26 protein-coding genes are annotated in these 20,967 nt (G+C 70.1%); 6 read left to right on the forward strand and 20 right to left on the reverse strand.

What is annotated here, in order from left to right; all coding sequences use genetic code 11:
- The 3 genes from ABF401_RS04415 to rplM all read right to left on the reverse strand — a co-directional run.
- On the reverse strand, positions 1–685 hold a 685-nt coding region (locus ABF401_RS04415), incomplete at its 3' end, for a phosphohexomutase domain-containing protein (RefSeq protein ID WP_502908192.1).
- Positions 686–841: 156 nt separating this feature from the next.
- Positions 842–1,351, reverse strand: a complete 510-nt coding sequence (rpsI, locus tag ABF401_RS04420; RefSeq protein WP_353508327.1) for a 30S ribosomal protein S9 — start codon at positions 1,349–1,351, stop codon at positions 842–844.
- 49 nt (positions 1,352–1,400) lie between these two features.
- Entirely contained in the window at positions 1,401–1,844 is a 444-nt protein-coding gene (rplM, locus tag ABF401_RS04425) for a 50S ribosomal protein L13 (protein WP_353508328.1), read from the reverse strand.
- A gap of 306 nt (positions 1,845–2,150) precedes the next feature.
- Between rplM and ABF401_RS04430 the strand changes: the two genes are divergently transcribed.
- Both ABF401_RS04430 and ABF401_RS04435 read left to right on the forward strand, forming a co-directional pair.
- Positions 2,151–2,783, forward strand: a complete 633-nt coding sequence (locus tag ABF401_RS04430; RefSeq protein ID WP_353508329.1) for a helix-turn-helix domain-containing protein — start codon at positions 2,151–2,153, stop codon at positions 2,781–2,783.
- Positions 2,780–4,105 carry an MFS transporter gene (locus tag ABF401_RS04435; protein ID WP_353508330.1) on the forward strand — a complete coding sequence of 442 codons (1,326 nt, stop codon included), beginning with the start codon at positions 2,780–2,782 and terminating at the stop codon, positions 4,103–4,105. Before ABF401_RS04430 ends, ABF401_RS04435 begins: the two co-directional genes overlap by 4 nt.
- 31 nt (positions 4,106–4,136) lie before the next feature.
- On the opposite strand, the gene ABF401_RS04440 is transcribed toward ABF401_RS04435, so the two are convergent.
- Positions 4,137–4,577 carry a hypothetical protein gene (locus tag ABF401_RS04440; protein ID WP_353508331.1) on the reverse strand — a complete coding sequence of 147 codons (441 nt, stop codon included), beginning with the start codon at positions 4,575–4,577 and terminating at the stop codon, positions 4,137–4,139.
- Positions 4,574–5,107: a hypothetical protein gene (locus ABF401_RS04445; RefSeq protein ID WP_353508332.1), complete on the reverse strand. Its 534-nt coding sequence runs from the start codon at positions 5,105–5,107 to the stop codon at positions 4,574–4,576. The genes ABF401_RS04440 and ABF401_RS04445 overlap by 4 nt, the downstream gene beginning before the upstream one ends.
- Before the next feature lie 82 nt (positions 5,108–5,189).
- On the opposite strand from ABF401_RS04445, the gene ABF401_RS04450 reads away from it, so the two are divergent.
- Complete coding sequence (locus tag ABF401_RS04450) at positions 5,190–6,455, forward strand: M48 family metallopeptidase (protein WP_353508333.1); 1,266 nt, start codon at positions 5,190–5,192, stop codon at positions 6,453–6,455.
- Positions 6,456–6,472: 17 nt separating this feature from the next.
- On the opposite strand, the gene ABF401_RS04455 is transcribed toward ABF401_RS04450, so the two are convergent.
- From ABF401_RS04455 to ABF401_RS04490, 8 genes are all read right to left on the reverse strand, one after another.
- Entirely contained in the window at positions 6,473–7,411 is a 939-nt protein-coding gene (locus ABF401_RS04455) for an aldo/keto reductase (RefSeq protein ID WP_353508356.1), read from the reverse strand.
- An 85-nt stretch (positions 7,412–7,496) separates the two neighbouring features.
- Positions 7,497–7,691 carry an alpha-1,6-glucosidase domain-containing protein gene (locus ABF401_RS04460; RefSeq protein WP_353508334.1) on the reverse strand — a complete coding sequence of 65 codons (195 nt, stop codon included), beginning with the start codon at positions 7,689–7,691 and terminating at the stop codon, positions 7,497–7,499.
- Positions 7,692–7,698: 7 nt separating this feature from the next.
- The gene (locus ABF401_RS04465; protein ID WP_353508335.1) at positions 7,699–8,226 is read right to left on the reverse strand and encodes a YbaK/EbsC family protein; all 528 of its coding nucleotides are present in this window, start codon (positions 8,224–8,226) and stop codon (positions 7,699–7,701) included.
- A gap of 48 nt (positions 8,227–8,274) precedes the next feature.
- Positions 8,275–9,342: a nitronate monooxygenase gene (locus tag ABF401_RS04470; RefSeq protein WP_353508336.1), complete on the reverse strand. Its 1,068-nt coding sequence runs from the start codon at positions 9,340–9,342 to the stop codon at positions 8,275–8,277.
- A gap of 40 nt (positions 9,343–9,382) precedes the next feature.
- Positions 9,383–11,065, reverse strand: a complete 1,683-nt coding sequence (locus ABF401_RS04475; RefSeq protein ID WP_353508337.1) for an ABC-F family ATP-binding cassette domain-containing protein — start codon at positions 11,063–11,065, stop codon at positions 9,383–9,385.
- A 99-nt stretch (positions 11,066–11,164) separates the two neighbouring features.
- Complete coding sequence (locus ABF401_RS04480; protein WP_353508338.1) at positions 11,165–11,803, reverse strand: DcrB/PsbP domain-containing protein; 639 nt, start codon at positions 11,801–11,803, stop codon at positions 11,165–11,167.
- A 77-nt stretch (positions 11,804–11,880) separates the two neighbouring features.
- A complete protein-coding gene (gene truA / locus ABF401_RS04485) occupies positions 11,881–12,732 on the reverse strand; it encodes a tRNA pseudouridine(38-40) synthase TruA (RefSeq protein WP_353508339.1) in 852 nt (283 codons plus the stop codon).
- Complete coding sequence (locus tag ABF401_RS04490; RefSeq protein ID WP_353508340.1) at positions 12,729–13,700, reverse strand: serine hydrolase; 972 nt, start codon at positions 13,698–13,700, stop codon at positions 12,729–12,731. Before ABF401_RS04490 ends, truA begins: the two co-directional genes overlap by 4 nt.
- A 121-nt stretch (positions 13,701–13,821) precedes the next feature.
- Between ABF401_RS04490 and ABF401_RS04495 the strand changes: the two genes are divergently transcribed.
- On the forward strand, positions 13,822–14,400 hold the full coding sequence (locus tag ABF401_RS04495) for an AMIN-like domain-containing (lipo)protein (RefSeq protein WP_353508341.1): 579 nt from the start codon (positions 13,822–13,824) through the stop codon (positions 14,398–14,400).
- Between the two features lie 110 nt (positions 14,401–14,510).
- Here ABF401_RS04495 and rplQ read toward each other — a convergent pair whose 3' ends face one another.
- From rplQ to infA, 7 genes are all read right to left on the reverse strand, one after another.
- Entirely contained in the window at positions 14,511–15,209 is a 699-nt protein-coding gene (gene rplQ / locus ABF401_RS04500; RefSeq protein WP_353508342.1) for a 50S ribosomal protein L17, sunset domain variant, read from the reverse strand.
- A gap of 80 nt (positions 15,210–15,289) precedes the next feature.
- On the reverse strand, positions 15,290–16,315 hold the full coding sequence (locus ABF401_RS04505; RefSeq protein ID WP_331927508.1) for a DNA-directed RNA polymerase subunit alpha: 1,026 nt from the start codon (positions 16,313–16,315) through the stop codon (positions 15,290–15,292).
- A 197-nt stretch (positions 16,316–16,512) separates the two neighbouring features.
- Entirely contained in the window at positions 16,513–17,121 is a 609-nt protein-coding gene (rpsD, locus tag ABF401_RS04510; RefSeq protein ID WP_331927509.1) for a 30S ribosomal protein S4, read from the reverse strand.
- Positions 17,122–17,153: 32 nt separating this feature from the next.
- Positions 17,154–17,549: a 30S ribosomal protein S11 gene (gene rpsK / locus ABF401_RS04515; RefSeq protein ID WP_353508343.1), complete on the reverse strand. Its 396-nt coding sequence runs from the start codon at positions 17,547–17,549 to the stop codon at positions 17,154–17,156.
- A 68-nt stretch (positions 17,550–17,617) separates the two neighbouring features.
- A complete protein-coding gene (gene rpsM / locus ABF401_RS04520) occupies positions 17,618–17,992 on the reverse strand; it encodes a 30S ribosomal protein S13 (protein ID WP_331927510.1) in 375 nt (124 codons plus the stop codon).
- A gap of 219 nt (positions 17,993–18,211) precedes the next feature.
- Positions 18,212–18,325, reverse strand: a complete 114-nt coding sequence (gene rpmJ, locus ABF401_RS04525) for a 50S ribosomal protein L36 (RefSeq protein WP_034715213.1) — start codon at positions 18,323–18,325, stop codon at positions 18,212–18,214.
- A gap of 86 nt (positions 18,326–18,411) precedes the next feature.
- Positions 18,412–18,633, reverse strand: coding sequence for a translation initiation factor IF-1 (infA, locus tag ABF401_RS04530; RefSeq protein WP_013493543.1), 222 nt, complete (start codon positions 18,631–18,633; stop codon positions 18,412–18,414).
- A gap of 257 nt (positions 18,634–18,890) precedes the next feature.
- Between infA and ABF401_RS04535 the strand changes: the two genes are divergently transcribed.
- Positions 18,891–20,177, forward strand: a complete 1,287-nt coding sequence (locus ABF401_RS04535) for an ATP-binding protein (protein WP_353508344.1) — start codon at positions 18,891–18,893, stop codon at positions 20,175–20,177.
- Positions 20,174–20,875 carry a response regulator gene (locus ABF401_RS04540; protein ID WP_353508345.1) on the forward strand — a complete coding sequence of 234 codons (702 nt, stop codon included), beginning with the start codon at positions 20,174–20,176 and terminating at the stop codon, positions 20,873–20,875. The genes ABF401_RS04535 and ABF401_RS04540 overlap by 4 nt, the downstream gene beginning before the upstream one ends.
- Positions 20,876–20,967 lie beyond the last annotated feature (92 nt).

Below are 20,967 nucleotides of genomic sequence, written 5' to 3' on the forward strand. Positions count from 1 at the left end.
CCTCGGCCTGCAGCCGATCGAGGTGCGTCGAGCCGAAGCCATCGTTGATGTTGATCCCGTCCGGCTCGTTGCCGATCACGATGACCTCGGCACCCGCCTCGGCGAACGCCTGCGGCGCGACCGCAGACGCTGCTCCATGGGCCGTGTCGAGGACGATCCGCAGCCCGTCGAGGCGATGCGGCAGGACCGACAGCAGATGGGTGACATAGCGGTCGGCGCCGTCGGCCAGGGCGGTGATCCGGCCCACGCCCGCACCGGTCGGGCGCTGCCACTGCTCGCCCAACCGCTGCTCGATCGCGTCCTCCAGCTCGTCAGCGAGCTTGTGCCCGCCGCGCGCGAAGAACTTGATGCCGTTGTCGGCCATCGGGTTGTGCGAGGCGGAGAGCATGGCACCGAGGTCGGCGCGCTGCTCCGCGACGAGGTAGGCGATGGCGGGCGTCGGCAGGACGCCGGCGTCACGCACGTCAACGCCTGCCGAGGCGAGCCCTGCCATGGTGGCCGCGGCGAGGAACTCGCCCGAGGCCCGCGGATCTCGGCCCACCACGGCAACCGGCCGATGACCGTTGAACTCCCCAACCTCCGCCAGGACGTGCGCCGCCGCGACGGACAGGTCGAGGGCGAGTTCCGCGGTGATGTCCTGGTTGGCGAGCCCACGGACGCCGTCCGTGCCGAAGAGTCGAGCCACGTGTTCAAAGCCTTTCGTACGGGCGCCGGTGGAATGCAGGTGGAGGGCAGGTGAACGCAGACGAGCGCACGGCGCCAAGGAGAACCTACTCCCGATCCCACAGGAAAGGCCCCGAGGGGCACTCGGGGCCTTTCCGGTTGCGGCTGGGGTGCAGGGTCAGCGCTTGCTGTACTGCGGAGCCTTGCGAGCCTTCTTGAGACCGGCCTTCTTGCGCTCCGGGACGCGGGCGTCACGGGTGAGAAAGCCGGCCTTCTTCAGAGCGGGGCGGTTGAGCTCGGTGTCGACCTCGTTGAGCGAGCGGGCGACGCCGAGGCGGACCGCGCCGGCCTGGCCCGAGGGGCCACCACCGTGCACGCGGACGAGCACGTCATAGGAGCCGTCGAGCTCGAGCAGCGTCAGGGGCTCCTTGACGATCTGCTGGTGCACCTTGTTCGGGAAGTAGTCCTCGAGGGTCCGGCCGTTGATCCTCCAGGCGCCGGTGCCCGGAACGATCCGGACGCGGGCGATGGCCTGCTTGCGGCGGCCAGTGGCAGCGCCGGGCACGGAGACCTCGCGGGCGCGCTTGGGCTCGGCGAATGCGGAATCCGACGCGGAGGACTCGGAGGTGTACTCGGTCAGCTCCGGCTCGTCGGTGTCGAGGACGTCCTCGTTCACAATGTCAGTCACGTGCTTCTCTTTCTACGCAGTGGGGCTCAGTCAGTAGCGCACCTGACGCTTACTGCGCGACCTGGGAAATCTCGAAGGGGACGGGCTTCTGGGCCTGGTGCGGGTGCTCGGCGCCCCGGTAGACCTTGAGCTTGGAGAGCTGCTGGCGGGCCAGTGAGTTCTTCGGGAGCATGCCGCGAACGGCCTTCTCGACGGCCTTCTCGGGGCTCTTGGCGAGCAGCTCGGTGTAGGACGTTGCCTTGAGGCCGCCCGGGAAGCCCGAGTGGTGGTAGGCCTTCTTCTGCTCCGCCTTGGCGCCGGTCAGGGCGACCTTCTCGGCGTTGATGATGATGACGAAGTCACCGGTGTCGACGTGGGGCGCGAACTGCGGCTTGTGCTTGCCCCGGAGCAGGACCGCAGCCTGGCTCGCGAGACGGCCGAGCACGACGTCGGTCGCGTCGATGACGTGCCACGTGCGAGTGACCTCGCCGGGCTTCGGGGTGTACGTGCGCAATGGAGTCTGCCTTTGCTCTCTGAGTGATGCCTGGTGCCGGGGAGACGGTGTCAGACGAGCGTGCGAGTCAGACATCGAATCATTCCGGAATGCCGCTGGGCTCGGTCCGCGTCGCCCCTCCCTGAGTGGGTGGCCGGGTTCGCAGGCGCCCGCTGCACAACCTCATCCATGTTATGGGCTGGACCGGTCCGGCCCAAATCGGAGCCCGCCCCCCACGAAACGCCACCTGACCTGCGCAAACGCAACTCGGCGGCATACGTGCAAAGGTCTTGTGCAAACAGAGTGTGCACGAGTATTATGCACAGTATGGCTGCACACGGACCACGTGACCTCCCTCCCGAACCGACACCGGAGAACATCTGGCTGACCCCCGACAGCTTGCGCGTGCTGGCACATCCGCTGCGCTCGCGCCTGCTCGCCCAGCTTCGGATGGGTGGACCCGCAACGGCGACCGACCTCGCCGCGAAGCTCGAGACCAACAGCGGCGCCACCAGCTATCACCTGCGCAAGCTCGAGTCGGTCGGACTCGTCGAGGACACCGGTGATGGCGAGGGCAAGCGTCGCCTCTGGCGGGCCGCGTCCCGAGCCCACTCGTGGTACCCGAGCCAGTTCGCCGGCGACGAGGACTCGGAGACCGCGCTCAACTGGCTGTCGCACGACGTCGTCCGGCACTTCGGTGAGCGCTACGAGAAGTGGCTCGACGTGTCGATGTCCTGGCCGATGGACTGGCAGGACGCCTGCGGGGGCAGCGACGACATGGTCCTCGTCACGAGTGAGCAGCTCGCCACGATGCGCGACGAGATCGGCGAGGTCGTCGCGCGCTACCGCCGGGTCGGACAGGGCAATCCTCGCGCGCGGCGCATCGCGACCCACCTCTACCTCTATCCGCTTGACCTCGACCGGCCGCCGGCCCCCAACAGCAGGGAGAACCGATCATGAGCACCATCCAGAGCCCAGCGGCTGCCCGCCGAACCTTCCTCACCCTGTCGTTCACCCGCTGGTTCTCGGTCGGGCTCGTCGTCGGCATCTTCATGCTCTGGATCCTCGAGCGAGGCCTGACGATCAGCGAGGCGGCCTTTGCGATGTCGTTCACCGGCATCGTCGTCTTCCTCCTCGAGCTGCCGACGTCGGGCTTCGCCGACGCCTTCGGCCGACGACCCATCTACGTGACCTCCGCCGTCTTCGGCGTGCTCTCCTCGGTTGCCCTGCTCGTGGCGCACTCCTTTGCGGCCTTCGTCGTCGCCGCGGTCCTGACCGGCGTCTTCCGAGCCCTGGACTCCGGCCCCCTCGAGGCGTGGTTCGTCGACACCGTGCACGCCACGGAGCCAGACGCCGACGTCGACGGCGCGCTCGCCGCCCAGGGGACGGTCGTCGGCGTCGCGATCGGGCTGGGGGCGCTCGTCTCGGGCGGACTCATCGTGTGGCATCCCGTCACAGGCCAGTCGGCCCTGTGGCTGCCGGTCCTGTGCGGCGCCGTCTTCTCCGTGGTCCACCTCGGTATGGTGCTGCTGCTGCTCAAGGAGCCGCGCAGCGCCGAGCACCTGGATGCCTCTGGGTTGGGCCGGGCGATGGCCTCGGCCAAGGACGCGCCGACCGTCGTGCGGGACGGGCTCCATGTGATGCGGACGAGCCGGGTCCTGCGCGGCCTGATGCTGGCTGACGTTGCCTGGGCCATCGCGATGGTCGTCTTCGAGATGTTCCAGCCCGTCCGCCTCGCCGAGCTCCTCGGCAGCGAGGAGGCCGCCGGTGCATGGATGGGGCCGATCGCGGCCGGAGGCTGGGCGGCCGTGGCGGCGGGGTCTGCCCTGGCCGGTGCGACGAGCAAGCGAATCGGCGTGTCTCGCGCGGCCATCCTCGGCCGCATCCTCAACAGCATCGGTGCCGTCGTCATGGGTCTCGTCGCCGGCCCCGTTGCCCTCGTCGCCGCCTTCGCCTTCACGTACTCGATGCACGGCTTCCTCGGCCCCATGCACGCGGCCCTGCTGCACCGGGTGGCGCACGCCCGCAACCGGGCCACGGTGCTGTCGATGAACTCCATGGTCGCCTTCGCCGCCTACACCGTCGCAGCGCCGTTGCTCGGCCTGCTCGCGGAGGGCGTCTCGACGCAGACGGCGATGGTCGTCGCCGGAACCGTCAGCCTGCTCGGACTCTTCGCGTACCTCCCCGCCCGGCGCGCCGAGCGGGAGCGTGCAGCGAGCCAGGCTGCCCGGTCCACGGAGCCGGAGGAGTCGAGCGCCGAAGGCCTGCCGACCCACCCCTGACCCCGTCGGGGCCCCGGCTGCCCGATGTGAGTCAGGGCTTCGCGCACACCGGTGGCTCGGTCACCTTGCGGGTGAAGGCCGCCGCGGCGAGCGCGGCGGCCAGGGCGGCCCGCGCCTCCTGGTGAGCCGTCTCGATGGCGAGCCAAGGTCCTGCCACCGCCAGGGCCAGGCCCGCCGCAGCACACGGCGCACAACCGAAGTCGGGTCGCCACCCCTCCCCCGCCCGCGGCACGAAGAGGGCCAGGGCCACGGAGGACAGCACGACGACGAGGCCGGTCAGGGCGGACCAGAGCGGCGCAGCTGCGAGTGGCCAGCCCACGGTCGCCGCAACGAGGCCGGTCAGAGCGACCGTGAGGGCGCCCGCGACGACCCGTCGTCGCCGCGGCCAGCGCGCTGGTGCGGTGACATCGATGACGGCCATGGGGGCCACCACCTCGAGGGGTGCCGCGCGGTTGATGTGCTGCTCGCTCACGACGCACTCCGCACACGGCAGCTGCCGTCGACACAGGGCCGACGGCGCGCTGCGTAGGCGACGGCGCCGACCAGCGCGGCGAGCGAGAACATCGCGAGCCACGGCTGAAGCGGCTCCCAGATGCCAAGGGCACCTGACGTGCCCAGCGCGACAAGGACGATCTTGTTGCACACCGGGCAGGCGACGGCGAACAGGGCCAGTCCCGCGGCGCTCAACGGTGGGACGCTCGAGTCCTCGCCAGCCACGGTCCCGTCAGCCGCGACGATGCGCCGCGTCCGCTGCAGACCGAACCAGAGGCCAGTGAGCACACTGGTGGCCAGGAGCACCCACGGCTCCCAGGGGCGGACCGGGACCTCCCGCCCGAAGAGGGGATTCGGGACGATGTCCGTCGGCAGCCCGATGACGAGGAAGGTGACCACGGCCGCCAGGACTGCGATCCCGAAGTGTGGCCTGGGTCGCTCATGGTGCGTCACCACCTCGAGTCCGTGCGGTTCGCCGCCCGAGGATGGTCCAATCGAGACGTCTTCCATACCCCCTAGGGTATAGGACACTGGATGCACGCCAGCGTGTGAACCATCATTGTCAGTGACAGGGGTGAGCGGAGGGACGGTCGTGACCGCAACCGGGTGGGCTCTGGTGGCGCTGGCCGTGCTCGGCATCGGGCTGACAGTCGCCGCGATCACGTTCGTGCCGTGGCGGTCGCCCAGACCCACGCACTCCGCGCGCGAGAGGGCGCTGCGCGACCTGCCGGCCGACATGGTCGCCAAGGGTCGGGCGCTCCACGCTTCGCTGCGGCCCAGCACGTACGGTTCACTACTGGCCGGACTGGTGGCGCCGCTCCTGCTCGGGTTCACTCCCGCCGGCGCTGAGATCGTCGCCTGGGCGGCCCAGCCGTTCGGCGGGCACTGGTTGGCCGAGGCGCTGCTCGGCGGCTTGCTCGTCCTGATGCTCGTCAGTGTCGTGTCGCTGCCGTTCGGGGCCTGGCGCTACACCGTGCTGCGCCATTACGGGCTGTCCACCCAGAGCTGGGGCGGCTGGGCGGTGGACGTGCTGAAGAGCAGTGCCGTCGGCGCGGTGATCAGCGCGGTGGTACTCGCTGGTTTCTACACGGTGACCCACGCCGCACCAGACTGGTGGTGGGCGTTCGGTGCCCTCGGCGCCGCGGTCGCGGTTGTCCTGCTGTCATTCGTCTTCCCTGTCGTCGTCGAGCCGCTGTTCAACACATTCGCCCCGATGCCGGACGGGCCGCTCCGTGATGAGCTGGTCGCGCTGGCGGCCCGCGACGGCATGCCTGTCAAGGAGGTGCTCGTCGCGGATGCCTCGCGGCGCACCACTGGGCTCAACGCGTACGTCTCCGGCCTCGGGGCCACCCGACGGATCGTCGTGTACGACACGTTGCTGCGCGAGGCTCCACCAGACGAGGTTCGCAGCGTCGTCGCCCACGAGCTGGGCCACGCCAAGGACCGGGACCCGGAACTCGGCGCGTTGCTGGGCGCCATCGGCGCCGCGGCGGCGGTTGTGGCGCTCTACCTGCTGGGTCATTGGGATGCCCTGCTCCGGCGGGCAGGAGTGGACTCCATCGGCTCGCCCAGAGCGATCGGCCTGGTGCTCGCGGTGATGGTGGTGGCGGGCCTCGTGATGGACCCGGCGATGAACCTGGCCTCGCGGAGGATCGAGGCCCGCGCCGATCAGCATGCGCTCCGGTTGACCGGCGACCCTGCCGCGTTCGTCGCGATGCAGCTGCGCCTGGCCGAGGTCAACATCGCCGATGTCCACCCGTCCCGGGTCGAATACGTGCTGTTCGCCAGCCATCCCGACACTGTCGAACGCGTGGCCGCAGCCAGGGAGCCAACGGCTACTGCCGATCCGCGGCCGTGAGGCTCAATCGGGTGCCATCAAGCGCCCGCGGTGATCTCGTCGAGCTCCACGAGGTCCTCCGCCGTGGGCTCCCACGATCCGGCCCGCACGTTGTCGAGGACCTGCTCGGGGCGCGTCGCCCCCGCGATGACCGAGGTGACGGCCGGCTGGGCCGCAAGCCCGCCGATGGCGACGTCGATGACCCGGAGACCGCGCTCAGCGGCATACGTCTCCACGGCATCGAGCGTGTCCCAGTCGGCAGTGTCGAGGACGTCCTGCCGCGAGTGCAGGCGGGTGCCGTCCGGTGCAGCCTCGCCGCGGCGGTACTTGCCGGTGAGCAGGCCCGAGGCGAGCGGGAAGTAGGGCAGCACCCCCACGCCGACGTGCTCGCACGCCGGCACGAGATCGTCCTCGGCGCCGCGCTCGAGCAGTGAGTACTCGTTCTGCGCGGAGACGAACCGCTCGAAACCCTCCGAGCGCGCCACCCAGTCGGCGTCGACGACCTGCCACCCCGTGAGGTTGCTCGACCCGAGGTAGCGGACCTTGCCCTCCTGCACGAGCTCGGTCAAGGCCGCGAGCGTCTCCTCCATCGGAGTCACCAGGTCGGGCCGGTGGTACTGGTAGAGGTCGATCCAGTCGGTGTCGAGCCGCCGCAGGCTCGCCTCGACGGCACGGCGAATGTAGCGGCGCGAGCCCCGGGCACCCCAGTCCGGGCCGTTCGCGCCCTGCATGTCGTTGCCGAACTTCGTGGCGACGACGACGTTCTCCCGCTCGGCGCCCAGCGCTCGGCCGAGCAGCTCTTCGCTGGCGCCCTGGCCATAGGTGTCGGCGGTGTCGAAGAGGGTGATCCCAGCGTCGACCGCTGCCCGCACCACGGCCGTGGTCGCTTCCTGGTCGATCCGGCGGCCGAAGTTGTTGCAGCCGAGGCCCACCGCAGAGACGGTGAGGCCGCTGTCGCCGAGCTGTCGGTACGTCATCGAGGGCGTCGTCACTCCCCCACCGTAGACGTCGAGTGTGCAGGACGTGCGGGTACGTGCTGCACGCTCGACCCGTTGGGACCCGTCAGCCGGGCTGGACGAAGACGCCCACCGTGCGCGCCGGCACGCTGAACGTCGACGACGAGGAGTCGTATGCCGCTGACTTCGCCGCGCTGTCAGCACCGTCCCGCTGAACCGGGCTCTGCGAGACGCTGCCGCTGAGTCCGGGAACCTTCTGGGCGACCGCGTCGGGTGGCGCGTTGAGTACACACGCGGCCATGCTGCCGTCAGAGGGTGAGGTCGAGCACCTCCGCGCCCGGCAGGCCGGCCAGAGCGGCACCGTCGACGAGCAGCTTGGCGCCCCGGATCCCGGCGCCGATGACGACCGGGCCGGCGTCGACGACCGCCTTGTCGACGAGAATGGGCCAGTCGCCCGGCAGGCCGATCGGCGTGATGCCGCCTTGCTGCATGCCGGTCAGCTCCTCCGCGAGGGCCTGGTCGGCGAAGGAGATCTTGCGCACGCCCAGGTGCTTGCGAACGACGCGGTTGACGTCCGCCCGGTCGGTGGCGAGCACCATGACCGCCGCTCGGGTGGTGACCTCGGCGCGACGCCCCTCGACGACGACGCAGTTGGCCGAGGATTCAGGGTCGACGTCATACGCGGCGCAGAAGGCCGCCGTGTCGGCCAGGGTTGCGTCAATGGCGGCGACGCGCACTCCGGGCACCTGCGCAAGTGCGGCGGCCACCGGCGGCGCGACGAGCTCGAGGTGCTCGAGAGCCGGCTCCCAGGACAGGTTTCCCTCCGCAGTTGGCATGGCGCCACCGTACGGGAGGCACGCGATGCGAGCGGACCAGGCCCTCCCTCAACCGGCTCCGGCGATGTGCCGCACCACCACAGCCGCGGGGACGTCGGCTGCGTCCTGCCACCCGGTACCGGCCCAGAGGGCCATGAGTCCAGGGTCATCGGCCGCGGCCGAGGCTCGGCGAAGGGGGCTCGTCAGCTGGTGGACCTCGGGATAGGCGGCGGGCGCCTGGCTCGCGCGTTCACGGATGAAATCGGTCTCGAGGGCCCGTGCCGGGCGGCCCGAGAAGGCCCGGGTCACGGCGGTCCGGGTGTAGGCCGGATCCTTGAGGGCCCGGCGGTAGGCCAGCGCCGTGCCGGCCTCCGGGGTGAGGAGCAGGGCCGTGCCGACCTGGACCGCGGTCGCGCCCGCGTCCCTCAGCTGCCGAGCTCGTTCCGGCGTGGAGATGCCGCCTGCCGCGATCACGGGGACCGGCGTCCCCTCGCGGACGGCAGCGACGAGGTCGAGGAGGTCCTCGGCAGACGGCTCCTTCGCCTGGTCGAGCGTGCTCCGGTGGCCGCCACCGTCCGGCCCCTGGACGACGAGGGCGTCGATCCCCGCCTCGATGGCCGCCTCCGCCTCCTCGACGTCGCTCACGGTCGCCACGGTCTCGATCCCCGCCCTGCGCAGCTCCGCGAGGACGGCCGGGCTCGGCAGCCCGAAGGTGAAGGACACGACCGGCACCTTCTCGCGGAGCACGAGGTCGAGCTTGCGGTCCCAGTCATCGGTGTCGCCGGCGACCGGCTCCGGCAGCTCCACCCCAAGCCGTTCCGCCTCGCCGAGCAGGCCCTGCCGATACTGCGAAACGGCACGGGCTCGGAGGTCACCTCGAAGCGGAGCCGGCCCAGCGGCATACGAACAGGTGAACGTGTTGGCACTCTCGGGAACGAAGAGGTTGACGCCCAGGGCGCACGACGACGCGTCCCACGCGTCGGCGAGCTGGCCGGCGAGCTGGCCCGCGGTGAGGTAACCGCCCGCGAGGAAGCCGAGCCCGCCTGCCTCGGAGACCGCGACCGCGAGCTCCGGGGTCGATGGACCGCCTGCCATCGGCGCCCCGATGACGGGGACGTCGAGCGAGCTGATCACCATGCCCCAGACGCTACTCCGGTCCACCAGGGCCTGACCCGGCTCACCGAGGGCGCGCGACCCGGCCCTCGTCCCAGACCGGCTCGGTCGACTCGTACACCCGGCCGTCGGCGCCGAAGACGAGGAACCGGTCGAAGCCCCGGGCGAACCAGCGGTCGTGGGTGACGGCGACGACGGTTCCCTCGAACCTGGCCAGGCCGTCCTCGAGCGCCTCCGCCGAGTGCAGGTCGAGGTTGTCGGTCGGCTCGTCGAGCAGCAGCAGGGTGGCACCCGAGAGCTCGAGGAGCAGGATCTGGAAGCGAGCCTGCTGGCCGCCCGAGAGCGACTCGAACCGCTGCTCGCCCGAGCGGGCCAGCCCATACCGGTCGAGCGCGCGAGCCGCCTCGTCCCGCGGTTTGCCGGCGCGGTGCTCGTCGCCGCGGTGGAGGATCTCGAGGAGTGTCCGACCCACGAGCGAGGGGTGCTCGTGCGTCTGGGCGAACCACCCCGGTCGCACTCGCGAACCGAGCCGCGCCAGACCGGTGTGCTCGACCGCGGCGGGCCGCACGTCACCCACGGGCCGGTGCTCCGGCTCCGGGTCGCTGCCGCCGCTGGCGAGCAGCCGGAGGAAGTGCGACTTGCCCGACCCGTTCGAGCCGAGGACGGCGACGCGCTCGCCGTACCAGACCTCGAGGTCGAAGGGTTTCATCAGCCCGGTCAGCTCGAGGTCCTTCGCAACGATCGCACGCTTGGCGGTCCGTCCGCCCGTGAGCCGCATCCGGACGTTCTGGTGCACCGGGATCGCCTCCGGCGGTCCTGCCTCGACGAACTTGGCCAGGCGCGTCTGGGCCGCCTGGTACCGCGAGGCCATCCCGTCGTTGTACGTCGCCTTGACCTTGAGGGTCTGCACCAGGGTCTTGAGCTTGAGGTGCTCCTCGTCCCAGCGGCGCCGCAGCTCCTCCAGCCTGGCGTTGCGATCCTCCCTGGCCTGGGCATACGTCGCGAAATGCCCCGGGTGCACCCAGAGCGTCGCGCCCACGGCACCGGGCTCGAGGGTGGCGATCCGGGTGGCGACGCGGTCGAGCAGCTCGCGGTCGTGGCTGATGAACAGCACCGTCTTGGGCGATGCGATGAGCGCGTCCTCGAGCCAGCGCTTCGTCGGCACGTCGAGGTAGTTGTCCGGCTCGTCGAGGAGCAGCACCTCCTCGGGCCCGCGCAGGAGGGCTTCGAGCACGAGCCGCTTCTGCTCGCCACCGGAGAGCGTCGTGACCTTCCGCCACTGGGCCTTCTCGTAGGGGACGCCGAGAGCCGCGACGGTGCACTGGTCCCAGACAGTCTCCTGCTCGTAGCCGCCCGCCTCGCCCCACTCGGTGAGGGCGTGCGCGTAGGCCATCTGGTCGTCCTCCGAGTCGCGCTCCATCATGAGCAGCTCGGTCCGGTCGATCTCGTGCGCCGCCTTCCGGATCCGTTCGGGTGCGACGGAGACGAGCAGGTCGCGCACGGTCGAATCGTCACGCACCTTGCCGATGAACTGGCGCATGACGCCCAGGCCCCCCGATCGCGTCACCGCGCCGTCCTGGGCGTCGAGGTCGCCGGCGATGATCCGCGTCAGCGTGGTCTTGCCCGTCCCGTTGGGCCCGATGAGGGCGACCTTGGCGCCCTCCCCCACCCGCACGGAGACATCGCGGAGCAGCACTCGGCCGTCGGGCAGGGTGAAGGTGACTGAGTTGACGTCGACGTGTCCCACAACCGTCAAGACTGTCGTATGCCGCTGGGCCCGGTCATGCGGTTATCGAGGGATGGGCGCCCTCCCGCCCTTCGGCGGCTGCGACACCTCGCGGCCACGCTACGACCAGGTCCAGCTCTCGGCGATCTGAGCCAGCTCGGCTGCGGCCTGGTCCCCGGCGGACTTGGCCGAGCTCAGCGTGAGCAGGTAGACCCGACCTTCGTGGTGCAGCCCGTAGGACCGGGTGACGACCTCGACGCCCTGCTGGGTGAACGACGTGGTGAAGCCGGTGGCCGGGCTGCCGCCGACCGAGACAGCAGGAGCGTCCGACACGGTGCGCCCCTGGTCCGCGAGCTGCTGGCGACCCTTCTGCAGCTCGGACTCGAGCAGCGTGGCATCGCCCGGCGCGACGTGGACGACGAGGTTCGTGTTGAAGCCGGCCCGTCTCTCGGACGACATGAGGACGAGGTCGACACCCGGCAACGCACCGACCTCGTCGGTCGCCTCGCCCCAGCCCTGCGGGGGGACGACGGAGTAGGTCGCGCTCCTGCCCTGGACGGCGTCCACTGCGTCGATCGGTTGCGTCTCGACGGCCGACGTTGGACTGGGCGAGGTCGCGGTCGACGTCGACGGTGACCCATCGGGGGTGCCGGGCCCAGCGGAGCAGCCGCTCACCAGGAGGGCGGCCGCGATGGCCACGACGGCGACGATGCCGGCGCTCCGGGCGGAGCGCGCTGATCGGGCGGATCGGCGGAGCATGGCGTCGATCCAATCACACGTGTCGCGTCACCAGCGTCGGCTCAGCCGGGTCGGCTCGTCCGCGTCGGTCGTCCGCGTCAGGCCCCCGCGGCGGGCATCTCGCGGCGCGCCCGCGCGGCCTCCGCACGTGCCGCCAGCTCCTCGTCGGGCGGGTAGGTGACTGCCTCCAGGCTCAGGCCGTGCGCCGGCATCACCCTGATCTCGGACGCCCGCCCCACGCGGTCCTGCAGCTCGGCGGGCCAGGCGATCGGCCGTCTGCCCTCACCGACGGCCACGACCGCACCGACCAGCGACCGGACCATGGAGTGGCAGAACGCGTCGGCTCGAACGGTCGCGGCGAGGACGCCGTCGTCCAGACGTGCCCACCGGTACTCGAGGAGGGTGCGGACCGTCGTCGCGCCCTCTCGTCGCTTGCAGAACGCGGCGAAGTCCTTGAGGCCGAGGAGTCCCTGGGCGGCCTCGTCCATGGTGGCGACGTCCAGCGAGCGCGGCCACCACACCGTGTCCCGCCTGCGCAGCGGGTCCCGCGGCGCCCCGGCATCCGCCAGCCGGTAGAGGTAACGGCGCTCGAGCGCCGAGAACCGGGCGTCGAAACCGTCGGGCGCACGAGTCACGCGCCGCACGACGACGTCGGGAGGAAGGAGGCCGCCAAGCCGGTTCAGGAGCGCCCGCTCGGGTGTCCGGTCTGACCGCCCGGGCAGTGCAGCGAACGCCTCCGTCGCCACGTCGACGTGTGCCACCTGACCGCGAGCGTGCACCCCCGAGTCGGTCCGGCCCGCGACCGTGATGCTGACCATCTCGGGTGACCGCAGCACCGTGGACAGGGCCGCGGTGAGGGTGCCCTCCACGGTGCGCTGCGACGGCTGTGCGGCCCAGCCGGAGAACTCGGTCCCGTCGTAGGCGAGGTCCAGACGGAGACGAACCGTCATCGAAGCGGCGCCTCGAGGGCCTCGAAGACGGCACGACCAATGCGGCTGGCTCGGCTGATCCCGCTGTCCTGGTCCGGCTGGCGGGTCTGCATCAACGCGATGGCATAGTCCCGGCCAGCGCCGCGGACATCGCCGACACTGTTGATGACCCAGGGCTCGCCGACCGCCATCCAGCCGTTCTTGACGTGGACGTCGACGCTGTCGGAACGCACCGTCCCCGCACCCCAGCGCTGGCCGTCGATCACCTGGGTCATGAGCGCGAGCACCGCGGCGTCGTCGTCCGGATGGGTCACCGGGCTGCCCGAGGTGAGGCGCTCCATGAACCGGACGAGATCGTTGGGCGTGGTCAGCGTCAGGCCCCAGTGGTTGACCGCCTTCGCCGCGGCGGTCGTCGCCATGCCGAGGTGACGCGCGAGCTCGGCGATGGCTGCGTGACCGCCGACGAACGCGTAGAGCGCATCGGCGGAGGCGTTGTCGCTCTCGGTGATGGCCAGGCGGGCCTGCTCCAGCTGCCGGGCCGAGAGGCTCCCTTTCTCCTTGCGCGCCTTGCGCAGTGCGGCCGTGAGGATGAGCACCTTCGCCACGCTGCCGGTGCGGACCGGCGCGTCACCCCGGTAGTGCCACCAGGCCCCGGTTCGTCGGTCGAGGACGCTCACGCCGATGACGTCGGACCGCCCGCCGAGCTCTCCCAGGACCGCGTTGGACAGGGCGGACCGGCTCGGGGTGTCCGTCCGCGCGGAGGGCGCCGGAAGGATGCTCCGGGCGAGGTCGCCGGCGAGGTCGAACGCCTCCCGCGCGGCGCTCGCCACCGGCTGGACGAGGTCCGTTGCGAGCGCCTGGCTCACCAGGGCGCCGATCCCGGCGGGGATGAGGAGCAGGGTGCGGCGCCGCGTCAGAGGCGCGGCCAGCAGGTCCGTCGAGTCGGCAAGCCCCGCTGGCCGGTCGCGTCGCCTCGAGATCGGGTGCACCGGGTCATTGTGCCGCACCCACCAGCGCCGGGAGTGCGTCAACCGTCGGGGCGGACGACGCGTCCTATCTGCAGACCCGGTCGGTCGTCGTTTCAGTCAGCCCACCACCCAAGGGGAAATCATGCGCACCATCACTCGATTGCTCGCAGTCACCGCGGCCGCTGCGGCCCTGGCCACACCGGCCGCTGCCACGCGAGCCTCCACCGCTGCCACCAGCACAGCCACCAGCACAGCCACCGCGGCCACCACGACCACGCCGTTCTGCGGCATCCACTGGGGTTCGCTGCCCAAGACCTCGAACCGGCTGTGGACCGGCGCGGTCGAGGCCGCTCGCTACGGCCAGCACAGCTGCTTCGACCGGCTCGTCTTCGACATCGCCAAGGGCTCCGGCAGCCTGGGCTACGACGTCCGCTACGTCACGACCGTGACGAGCCCGGGAAGCGGCCTTCCCGTCACCGTCAGCGGCGGGGCCAGGCTCCAGGTCACCATCAACGCACCCGCGACGATGCGCATCCCGTCGAGCGGCAGCGTCACCTTCACCGGTTGGCGCACGTTCCGACAGCTCAGGTGGGTCGGCAGCTTCGAGGGGTACACCGACGTCGGGCTCGGCGTCCGGGCCCGACTCCCGATGCGGGCGTTCGTGCTCGACAACCCCGACGGCACCAAGCGTCTCGTCATCGACGTAGCCCACTTCTGGTGAGCGAAGCGAGCACAAAAACACCGAGAGTGCAGCTTGCGCGGAGGCCACCAGCGGCCGAGGCGCAAACTGCACTCTCGATGTGGTCGGGTGAGCGTCACTCACCCAAGAAATCAGTCGCCGGAGCCGGCCTTCTTGAAGCCGGCCGCCTCGGCGTCCTCAGCGGACTTGAACCAGAACTCGGCCTCGGTCTGCTCGTACCACTGGCCGTCCGGCTCGTGGTACAGGCCGGAGTTGGCGTTGCCCTTGACCGGGTAACCCTCGGGCGCCGAGCCGTCCTCGTTCGGCGGGGCCGCACCGGCAGGGAGGTCGACGGCAGGCGCGTCGGCAGCCGCGGCTGCCTTCGTGTCCTCGGCAGCCTTGGTCTCGGCGGCGGCCTGCTTGGCCTCCTTCTGCTTCACGGCGCGTTTGGTCGCCGCCTCGGCCTCCTTGACCGTCGCCTTCTTGGCCGAGAGCGGCTCCCGGACGAGCTCGACGACGACCATCGGGGCGTTGTCACCCTTGCGCGCACCGATCTTGGTGATCCGGGTGTAGCCACCCTCGCGCTGGGCCATGTCCGGCGCGATCTCGGCGAAGAGGCGGTGGACGACGCCCTTGTCGCGCACGACCGTGAGGACACGTCGACGCGCGGAGAGGTCGCCCCGCTTGGCGAAGGTGATGAGGCGCTCGGCGAGCGGGCGCAGACGCTTGGCCTTGGCCTCCGTCGTCGTGATGCGGTCGTGCTCGAACAGCGACGTCGCGAGGTTCGACAGGATGAGCCGCTCGTGAGCGGGACCGCCGCCGACGCGGGGACCCTTGGTGGGGGTGGGCATTGTGTTCTCCTAGGAAGGGTCTGACCAGGCCGCTCTGGGGACGTCCGGAGGGACGCCGTGCAGCTCGGTCAAGCGGTTGGTCAGAGCTGCTCGTCCTCGACGAAGGACTCGTCGTCGTTGTAGTCCTCGTCGCCGTAGCCGTCGACGAGAGCCGACGGGTCGAACCCGGGCGGGCTGTCCTTGAGGGCCAGGCCCATGCCGACGAGCTTGGCCTTGACCTCGTCGATCGACTTCGCACCGAAGTTGCGGATGTCGAGCAGGTCGGCCTCGCTGCGGGCGACGAGCTCACCCACGGTGTGGATGCCCTCGCGCTTGAGGCAGTTGTAGGACCGAACGGTCAGGTCGAGGTCCTCGATCGGCAGGGCGAGGTCGGCGGCGAGCGCGGCGTCCGTCGGCGACGGGCCCATGTCGATGCCCTCGGCCTCGACGTTGAGCTCACGAGCCAGGCCGAAGAGCTCGACGAGGGTCTTGCCGGCCGAGGCCATCGCGTCGCGCGGCGCCATGGAGTTCTTCGTCTCGACGTCGACGATGAGCCGGTCGAAGTCGGTGCGCTGCTCGACACGGGTCGCCTCGACCTTGTACGTCACCGCGAGGACCGGCGAGTAGATGGAGTCGACGGGGATGCGGCCGATCTCCTGGTCACCGGACTTGTTCTGCTGTGCCGAGACGTAACCGCGGCCGCGCTCGACGGTCAGCTCCATCTCGAGCTTGCCCTTGTCGTTGAGCGTTGCGATGTGCAGGTCGGGGTTGTGCACCTCGACACCGGCCGGCGGCGTGATGTCACCGGCGGTGACGGTGCCCGGGCCCTGCTTGCGCAGGTACATGACGACCGGCTCGTCGTGCTCGGAGGAGACGACCAGACCCTTGATGTTGAGGATGATCTCGGTGACGTCCTCCTTGACACCCGGCACGGTCGTGAACTCATGGAGCACGCCGTCGATGCGGATGGACGTGACCGAAGCACCGGGGATGCTCGAGAGCAGGGTGCGACGGAGGCTGTTGCCGAGGGTGTAGCCGAAGCCGGGCTCGAGCGGCTCGATCGTGAAGCGGCTGCGGTTGTCCGCGACCGTCTCCTCGGAGAGCACGGGGCGCTGTGCGATGAGCACTGTTCTTTTCCTTCCCACTCGCGACCGCTATATGACGCGTAGTGAAACTGCCCGGTCTCGCTCCGGGCGGGCTGGGTCGGCTCTGTCTGCGAGCCCAGCCCCGTCGAGAAGGATTCCGTATGCCGCTGAGCTGGCTCAGCGGCATACGTTGCCTTCGCTTGTTGGGGGGTACACGGGGGGCGGAGCCCCCCGTGCGTTCAGTTCTTCGAGTAGAGCTCGACGATGAGCTGCTCGGTGAGCGGCGTGTCGATCTGCGCGCGAACCGGCAGCTGGTGGATGAGGATCTGCAGCGAGCCCGGGACGACCTGCATCCAGGCCGGGACGGGGCGCTCGCCGAACGTCTGGCGAGCCAGCTCGAACGGGAACGTCTCGACGGACTGCTTGCGGACCGTGATGACGTCGTACTGCTCCACGCGGTACGAGGGGACGTCGACGCGGACGCCGTTGACCTCGAAGTGGCCGTGCGTCACGAGCTGGCGCGCGTGGCGACGCGTGCGGGCCAGGCCGGCGCGGTAGACGACGTTGTCGAGACGCGACTCGAGGATCTGGAGGAGCGTCTCACCGGTCTTGCCGGGACGGCGTGCCGCCTCCTTGTAGTACCGGAGGAACTGCTTCTCCATGACGCCGTAGGCGAAGCGAGCCTTCTGCTTCTCCTGCAGCTGGAGGAGGTACTCCTTCTCCTGGATCCGGCGACGGCCGTGCTGGCCGGGCGGGAAGGGACGGAGCTCGAAGTACTTGTCCCCGCCGACGAGGTCGATCTTGAGCCGACGGGACTTCTTGGTGATCGGGCCGGTGTAACGAGCCATGGGTTATCTACTCTTTCTCGACTCGGGCCTGATCAAACGCGACGGCGCTTGGGCGGGCGGACACCGTTGTGCGGCGTGGGCGTGACGTCGCTGATCGCACCGACCTCGAGGCCGGCGGCGGTGAGCGAGCGGATCGCCGTCTCGCGGCCCGAGCCCGGACCCTTGACGAAGACGTCGACCTTGCGCATGCCGTGCTCCATGGCGCGGCGGGCGGCGGCCTCGGCGGCCATCTGGGCGGCGTACGGGGTGGACTTGCGCGAGCCCTTGAAGCCGACCTGGCCGGCGGAGGCCCACGAGATCACGGCGCCCGACGGGTCCGTGATCGAGATGATCGTGTTGTTGAACGTGCTCTTGATGTGAGCGTGCCCGTGGGCGACGTTCTTCTTTTCCTTACGACGAACCTTCGTCGTACGAGCCTTGGGAGGCATGTTTCTCCTACGTCAGAACTGGGTTCGGTGGGACGTGACCGGCGAACCGATCAGGACTCCACTCAGGGTCACTTGGCCTTCTTCTTGCCGGCCACGGTGCGCTTCGGACCCTTGCGGGTACGCGCGTTGGTCTTGGTGCGCTGGCCGCGCACGGGCAGACCGCGACGGTGACGAAGACCTTCGTAGGAGCCGATCTCGACCTTGCGGCGGATGTCGGCCTGGACCTCACGGCGCAGGTCACCCTCAAGGCGGTAGTTGCCCTCGAGGAAGTCACGAAGCGCCACGAGCTCGGACTCACCGAGGTCCTTGACGCGGGTGTCAGGGCTGACGCCGGTCGCTGCCAGCGCCTCCTTGCTGCGGGTGCGACCCACACCGAAGATGTAGGTCAGTGCGACCTCGACGCGCTTGTCGCGCGGAAGGTCAACTCCAACAAGACGAGCCATGTTGGTGGTTCTCCTGGTTTCTGTTTCGCGGAGGTCTGGTGCAGTCACCGGTCCGGGTTCGTGGCCACCCTTCAGAACGGGTGGACTCCGGTCCCCGGCCTCCGTGCCGGGGGTGACGTCCTGCGCCGACGCGATGGTCGGTCATCAGGGGCCGGGTGCTGCTGTGCAATTCGTTTACGTCTCGTCGAAGCTCGGCGACGCGTGCCGGTTGGTGGCTGGTCAGCCCTGGCGCTGCTTGTGGCGCAGGTTCTCGCAGATCACCATGACCCGCCCGTTACGGCGGATCACCTTGCACTTGTCACAGATCCTCTTGACGCTCGGCTGAACCTTCATCTGCCTGCTGTCTTCAGATCGTGCGCCTGGCGCGAGCGACCCATGCGCGGGCCGCCACCGTCAGGTGCTGTTGGTTGGGCGGTACTTCAGCGATAACGGAAGACGATCCGACCGCGGGTCAGGTCATAGGGCGAGAGCTCCACCACGACCCGGTCCTCGGGAAGGATCCGGATGTAGTGCTGGCGCATCTTTCCCGAGATGTGTGCGAGCACTTTGTGACCGTTGGAGAGCTCCACCCGGAACATCGCGTTCGGGAGAGCCTCGACGATCGTGCCCTCGATCTCGATGACACCGTCCTTCTTGGCCATGTCCTCCGTCTATCTGTCGGCGGCCTACCCTTCATGGGTCGACACATGAGTGAATGGCGTGCAGGCGCACGACACCCAAGGATCAAGATTACGCCACGCATGGGCTGAGGAGAAATCGACCCGCTTGCCCTCGCAACACGCCCGGCTCCTCGGAACTCACCAGTGTTGCCACGCGGTGAGTTCCGTGGTGCCGGGCGTGTTGCGGAGTCCTCCCACAGAAGGATTCCGTATGCCGCTGGGCTCGGTACCGTGCCCCCGTGACCTCCGCGCCCTCCGCCGCAGACCTGCCGCCACGCCGGGCACCCGCGTCGGCCGGCCCCCTCGTGGGTCGCCTCGGCGCCATGATCGGGCTGTTCTACTTCCTGGCCTCGATCACGGTCAGCGGTGTGCTCGGCTTCGGCGCGTGGTGGGTCAACCAGCGGGAGCTGCCCGCGGGGCTCGGGTACGTCGGGGTCGCGTTCGGGGCGGTGCTGCTCCTCTTCCTGCCCCGGCTGCCTCGGGCAACCTTCGTGGCGTGTGGGGCACTCGCGTTCCTGCTCTACGGATCGGGCGTCATGGTCGGGCTGCCCACCGTGCTCATGGCTCTCATCGCCCTCTTCGGCATCACCCTGTGGACCGATCGCCGGACCGGCCTATTTGCTCTTGCGGCGTCCCTCGGCTCGCTCGGGCTCGCCGTGGTCCTGCTCTTCCTGCGGTACGGCTTCTACCTGCCGCCCCTCGAGACCTTCCTCACCGACCGGGTGGCGCTCTTCCTCTTCAACAGCAGCGGGGTCGTCGTGCTGACCTGGGCCGTGGCGGACCAGATCCGGGCTGCCCGAGAGCGCAGGGTCCTGCAGGCCGAGTCCGCGTCGCACGCCGCCGAGGCCGCGGCCCATCAGGAGGCCGAGCACGCTGCCCGGGTCCAGGTCGAGGCACTCGCGGACCGGCAACGGATCGCGCGCGAGATGCACGACATCGTCGCCCACGGCCTGTCGGTGATGATCGTCCAGGCGGACGGGGCGAGATTCGCGGCGCCCTCGGATCCCCAAGCGGCGACAACGGCCCTCGCGACGATCGCCGCGACGGGTCGCTCCTCGCTCGCGGAGATGCGTCGGCTGCTCAGCGTCCTCCGCGACGACACGGCGCCGCTGCCCGAGACCCCTCAGCCCGGACTGCGCGACATCGCCGGCCTCGTCGGGACCACGGTCGAGGCGGGGCGCGAGGTGCGGCTGACCGTGCGCGGGGACGTGCCTGAGGATGGGGCCGGGGACGCCGTCGGGCTCACGGCCTACCGAACGGTCCAGGAGGCGCTGACGAACGTGATGAAGCACGCTGGGGACGAGGCGACGGCGTGGGTCACCCTGACCGTCGAGCCGCGACAGATCGTCGTGGAGGTGCTCGACGACGGCCCGGGCTGCGACGCGGAACTGGGGAGCGGCCACGGCCTCCGCGGGATGGCCGAGCGCGTCGAGATGGTCGGAGGCCAGCTGCACACTGGCCCAGATCCGCGCGGCGGGTTCCGGGTCCTGGCGACCCTGCCGCGAACCGTCGAGGCGCAGTCGTGATTCGCGTGATGATCGTCGACGACCAGGCGCTGGTCAGGGCCGGCTTCGCCATGCTGGTCCGGTCCCAGCCGGACCTGGCCGTCGTGGCGGAGTGTGTCGACGGGGTGCATTGCCTCGAGACGCTGAAGCGGCTGGACGCCTCGGAGGACGGGGCGGGCGCCGTGGACGTCATCCTCATGGACGTGCGCATGCCTCGCCTGGACGGCATCGAGACCACGCGGGCCGTCGTGGGCCGCAACGTCCAGACGAAGGTTCTCGTCCTGACGACGTTCGACCTCGACGAGTACGCGTTCACGGCGTTGCGCGCGGGCGCATCGGGGTTTCTCCTCAAGGACGCCCCTCCGGAGGACCTGCTCGCAGCAATCCGGACCGTCCACGCGGGCGACGCAGTCATCGCGCCGTCCACGACCAAGCGACTGGTCGAGACATATGTCCGGGGCGTCGCCGCGCCGCAGGCCCTCATCGACCGCACAGCCGCCCTCACCGACCGCGAGCGAGAGGTCTGGGTCGCCATCGCCCAGGGTCTGACCAACTCCGAGATCGCCGAGGCCCTCTTCGTCTCCGAGACGACGGTGAAGACCCACGTCGGCCACATCCTGGCCAAGACCGGGGTCCGCGACCGAGTGGCGCTCGTCGTCCTCGCCTACCAGACGGGCGCGGTCTCCCCCGCCCCCTCGCCTGACGCCCCCCTCCCCTGACCCACCCCTGCCCTGACCCACACCCCGCAACACGCCCGGCTCCCATGAACTCACCAGTGTTGCCACACGGTGAGTTTCGAGGAGCCGGGCGT

The organism is Intrasporangium sp. (genome assembly GCF_040414665.1).
GTDB lineage: Bacteria > Actinomycetota > Actinomycetes > Actinomycetales > Dermatophilaceae > Intrasporangium.